Origin of the sequence: Marinitoga sp. 1138 (assembly GCF_013363265.1) — a bacterium.
Classification (GTDB): Bacteria; Thermotogota; Thermotogae; order Petrotogales; family Petrotogaceae; genus Marinitoga; species Marinitoga piezophila.
Genome location: NZ_LBFA01000015.1, coordinates 1 through 4,595, shown reverse-complemented (window position 1 = coordinate 4,595; position 4,595 = coordinate 1). Strand labels below are relative to the sequence as shown.

5 protein-coding genes are annotated in these 4,595 nt (G+C 26.0%); all 5 read left to right on the top strand.

Annotated elements, in window-relative coordinates:
- Positions 1–243, top strand: a 243-nt coding sequence (locus XO11_RS05805; RefSeq protein ID WP_175418319.1) for a PD-(D/E)XK nuclease domain-containing protein, incomplete at its 5' end; no start/stop codon positions are given.
- A gap of 583 nt (positions 244–826) precedes the next feature.
- Positions 827–2,068: an ATP/GTP-binding protein gene (locus XO11_RS05800; protein WP_175418318.1), complete on the top strand. Its 1,242-nt coding sequence runs from the start codon at positions 827–829 to the stop codon at positions 2,066–2,068.
- Positions 2,065–2,664, top strand: coding sequence for an RloB family protein (locus tag XO11_RS05795; RefSeq protein ID WP_014296645.1), 600 nt, complete (start codon positions 2,065–2,067; stop codon positions 2,662–2,664). The genes XO11_RS05800 and XO11_RS05795 overlap by 4 nt, the downstream gene beginning before the upstream one ends.
- 259 nt (positions 2,665–2,923) lie before the next feature.
- The gene (locus XO11_RS05790) at positions 2,924–3,367 is read left to right on the top strand and encodes a type II toxin-antitoxin system antitoxin SocA domain-containing protein (RefSeq protein ID WP_014296644.1); all 444 of its coding nucleotides are present in this window, start codon (positions 2,924–2,926) and stop codon (positions 3,365–3,367) included.
- Between the two features lie 280 nt (positions 3,368–3,647).
- The coding region (locus tag XO11_RS05785) for an AAA family ATPase (protein ID WP_175418317.1) at positions 3,648–4,595 on the top strand (948 nt) is incomplete at its 3' end.

Below are 4,595 nucleotides of genomic sequence, written 5' to 3'. Positions count from 1 at the left end.
GCAGGAATAGATGTAAAAGCAGAAGAATTGACAAATCTTGGAAGAAGCGATTTAGTAATAGACTTTGAAGACAGAATATATTTATTTGAAATAAAACTGGATCAAAGTGCAGAAGAAGCATTAAAGCAGATAAAAGAAATGAAGTATTATGAAAAGTATGCAGGAAAAGAAATATATCTCATAGGAATGAATATAAATTCTGAAAAGAGGAATATTGAGAATTATATAATTGAGAAGTTGTAAAAAAAAATAGAAGTTATCATCGCAATCAATCTCTACCAAAAACTCAAATATAATTTGAATTAAAACCAATTGCCCCATCAATCCTCCCACAGCTTCTGCTGTGGGGTTATTTGAAATCAAAATTGTGAAAATATTCTTTAGTCATTAGAATTTTCATAATTAGAAGTTGTAGTTATTTAAAGTCCCTCTCCTAATCTACCAACCCATTATAATCTCCTAAATCTCTACATACTCTTTTTCAGCCTGCAATGTATATTGTATACTAAAAGCAAGACAAAGATGAAATTGAAAAATGGTCCATAAAGGGGAAATAAAAATGTACAAAAAAAAATTCAATTTTAATGGTTATAAAAAATAATTTTTGAAAGTGATGGAATAATCTATAATAAACCAGCAGAGCCAAAAATTGACTCTGCTGGTTTTGTTATAATTGGTGAGGTTGTTTTAGAGTATAAAGTGTACATGATATATATTTTAGATATCTAAATTGAATAAAAATTTCAAATTTGACTTTTAAAATTATATAATGTATAATTTTAATATAATGAATTGTTATAAATTCCATTTTGTGAGGTGTTGTAATATGTTAATAGATTTTAGTTTTTATAATTTTAAATCATTTGCAGAAAGAACAGAATTTTCAATGGTAGCAGATGATAAAGAAGCAAAGAGTTATTTTAATGCTGAAAAATTTAAACTTTTAAAAACAGCTGCAATATATGGACCAAATGCAGGAGGAAAAAGTAATTTATTTAAAGCCTTTAAATTTTATATATATCTTATTTTAAATTCTGCGAATTTTGGATTTGAAATTCCAGATGAGAAATTTAAATTGAACAAAAAATATATAGATGAACCTATGATTTTTGAAGGAAGGTTTATAATAGATAAAATTTATTATAGATATGGATTTTCTATAAAAGATAGAAAGATTGAAAGTGAATGGCTTTATTATAGGCCAAAAGGTCGTGAGGCCAGGATTTTTGAAAGAGATTGGCAAGAATTTAAACGAGGGAAGTTTTCAGAAGGAAAAGGTGTTGAGGAAAAGACGAAAGCAAATACTCTTTTTCTTTCGTCTTTGGCACAATGGAATAGCAAAACTGCAATTAAAATAGTAGAATTTTTTCAAAAAATTAATTTTATTTCCACAGATTTTCCAGTTGTAATTACGTTAGATTTAATGGAAAAAGGAGTTGTTAATAAAGACGAAATTTTGAATATGTTGAAAAATGCAGATATGGGAATAAATGATTTTAGAAATGAGAGAATAGAAATAAGAACAGATGAAAAGGTTGCTTTAACTCCACAGAACATGGGGATTATATCTGTAAATAATGAAAAATTATATTCAAATAAGCTTATAACATATCATCCAGTTTTTGATGAAAAAAATAATTATATAGAAAATATTGAATTTGACTTTTTAAAAGAAGAATCTGATGGAACAAAAAAATATTTTGGAATTTTAGGTCCTGTATTAGCAACATTAAAAAATGGCTCTATTTTGTTTATAGATGAACTTGATACTAGAATTCATCCATTGTTGCTAAGGACAATAATAGAACTTTTTAATTCAGAAAAAAATGAAAAGAACGCACAATTAATTTTTACGACGCATAATACACTTATTTTAAATCCAGAGTTATTTAGTAGAGATCAAATTTGGTTTGTAAGTAAAGATAAATATGGAAAATCAGAATTATACTCACTTCTTGAAATAAAAGGAGTAAGAAAAAATGCCAATTTTGAAAAAGACTATTTAAAGGGAAAATATGGAGCAATCCCATATTTAAAAAAGATATTAAAAGGGTTTGATTTAAAATGAGTAGGAAGGGATATTTTAAAAATAAAGGTAAAAGAAAAAAGGATATAAGAGAAATATTACCTTCAATACTGATAGTTTGTGAAGGAGAAAAAACCGAAAAACTTTATTTTGAAGCATTTGAAGTTCCAAATGCACATGTTAGAGTAGAAGGCGAAGGAAGAGGAGCAAATGTTTTGCTAGAAGCAGCAAGAAAATACTTAAAAAATGATGAATATGATCAAATTTGGTTAGTATTTGATAAAGATGAAGTAAAAGATCAGGATTTTAATAATGCTATAAACAAAATTGAAAGTAAGGGGTATAACGCTATTTATTCTAATCCGTGTTTTGAATTATGGTATTTGTTGCACTTTAGTTTTCAGCAATCAACTTTAAGTAAGGAAGAGTGCTTAAAAAAATTAAAATCTAAAATTCCTAAATATGAAAAAAATATTGAAGATATGTATGAAAGATTAAAAGATAAAATAGAGGTTGCTATAAAAAATGCAAAAAAATTGGAAGAACAAAAGAAAGATATAAATAGTTATTCTAAAAAAAATCCATATACAAATGTTTATAAGTTAGTAGAAGAATTAAGAAAATATGAAAGAAAATAAAATTATATGATCTGTATATTGTATACTAAAAGTAAACCAAAGATGAAATTGAACTTTTGTGTTTGTAAAATATTCTAAAAATGAGAAGTGGAATATTGAAAAAGATTTTTATAAATGGATACGATTTAACTACCGAAATGGAATTCAGAGAATTAATAAAGAAATAGTATAAAAAGTGATTATAGAAGTAGATATAAGTATTTCTATTTATTTTTATATGGTATAATAAAAGTGAAGAATTAAGTGAGAGGGTGATTATATGCAAAAAATAGAAAATAAAAATTATGCAATTATACTTGAAGTCTTAAATGAGGCAAAGACTTTAACAAAGACTAAATTAGTAAAAATCCTTTTTTTGATAGATTTATACTATAATAAGATGAGAGGGAAAAAATTAAGTACTTTAGATTATACGTTATATTTTTATGGCCCATATCCAGCGGAAATAGAAAAAATATTAGGATATCTTAAAGCTTTTGATTATATAAATTTTGAAGAAAGGTTGAGTTATGAAGGAAAACGATATTATCTTATTTCTATTTCAAAAGAATTTAAAGAGAATAAATTATTAACAGATGAAGAAAAAGCGTTTATAAAAAATGTAGTTAATAGATATTCCAGAAAAGATTTAGATGAAATATTAAAAGAAGTATATGCAATGGACAAAGTAAAAAATGGGAAATTTGGAGAGGTTATAATGTAAAATTTGGGGTGGGGTTTGTGATAGAAATAGGTGAATGGAAAAAGATTATAAAAAACATCGAACTTTTTTTTGAAGAGTAATAAATTATTAGTAAAAATAGAAACTATATGATCACCGTGGATCCTTCTAACAAAGATTAGAATGTGGTCCACGGTATATATTTTTATATAATTCATTTTTCAAACCACCAGGGTCAAATTTTTGCCCTGGTTTTGTTGTTGAGAATGAAAGAGAGGTCGTAATTGAATTGTGATATAATTCAATTGTGGAGGTGGGAGTGATGAAAAAACTGCCGGTAGGGATACAGGATTATAAGGAAATAATAGAAGAAAATTATATATATGTGGATAAAACAAAGTATTTATATGATTTAATAAATAGTGGAAAATTTTATTTTATGTCTAGGCCACGAAGATTTGGGAAGAGTTTAACAGTATCAACATTTTATTACTTATTCAAAGGAGAGAAGGAATTATTTAAGGATACATATATATATGACAAATGGGATTTTAAGGAATATCCAATAATAAGATTAAATCTATTAAAGGCGAAATCAGAAAATACAGAAAAACTCAAAGAAAGTTTAACAAAGATAATAATACAAGAAGGAAAAAGGAACGGAATAAAGATAGAAGAAACAGACTATGCGTTTGCATTCGATGAATTAATAATGAAGCTATCAGAAAAAGGAAAAGTAGTAATATTAGTTGATGAATACGAAAAACCAATATTGGACAATATAAATAAAAAAGAAAAAGCGGAAAGCAATAGAGAAATATTGAGAGATTTTTATACAACAATAAAAGCGAATGATGAACATATAAGATTTGTCTTCATAACCGGAATAACAAAATTTACCAAAACAGGAGTATTCTCAGCATTAAACAATTTAAACGATATATCATTAGATACAGCATATTCACAAATGTTTGGATATACCCAGGAAGAGTTAGAATATTATTTTAAAGAACATATAGAAGAAACGGCAAAAAAGTTTGGAATAACAAAAAAAGAATTATTAGAGGAAATGAAAAGATATTATAATGGATTCTCATTTGATGGAGAACATACAGTATATAATCCATTTTCGATATTACAATTTTTCCAGAAAAAAGAACTTAGAAACTACTGGTTTGAAAGCGGATCACCAAGTTTTTTGTATGAATACATAAAAGGCAAAAAGATAGAGTATGAGGATTTAGTAAAAACACCAGTAAGTGCAGAAGAT

Excerpts from the sequence above, each read along its gene's own strand:
- XO11_RS05795 (WP_014296645.1), top strand. The coding sequence starts at position 2,065 with ATGAGTAGGAAGGGATATTTTAAAAATAAAGGTAAAAGAAAAAAGGAT.
- XO11_RS05800 (WP_175418318.1), top strand. The coding sequence starts at position 827 with ATGTTAATAGATTTTAGTTTTTATAATTTTAAATCATTTGCAGAAAGA.
- XO11_RS05790 (WP_014296644.1), top strand. The coding sequence starts at position 2,924 with ATGCAAAAAATAGAAAATAAAAATTATGCAATTATACTTGAAGTCTTA.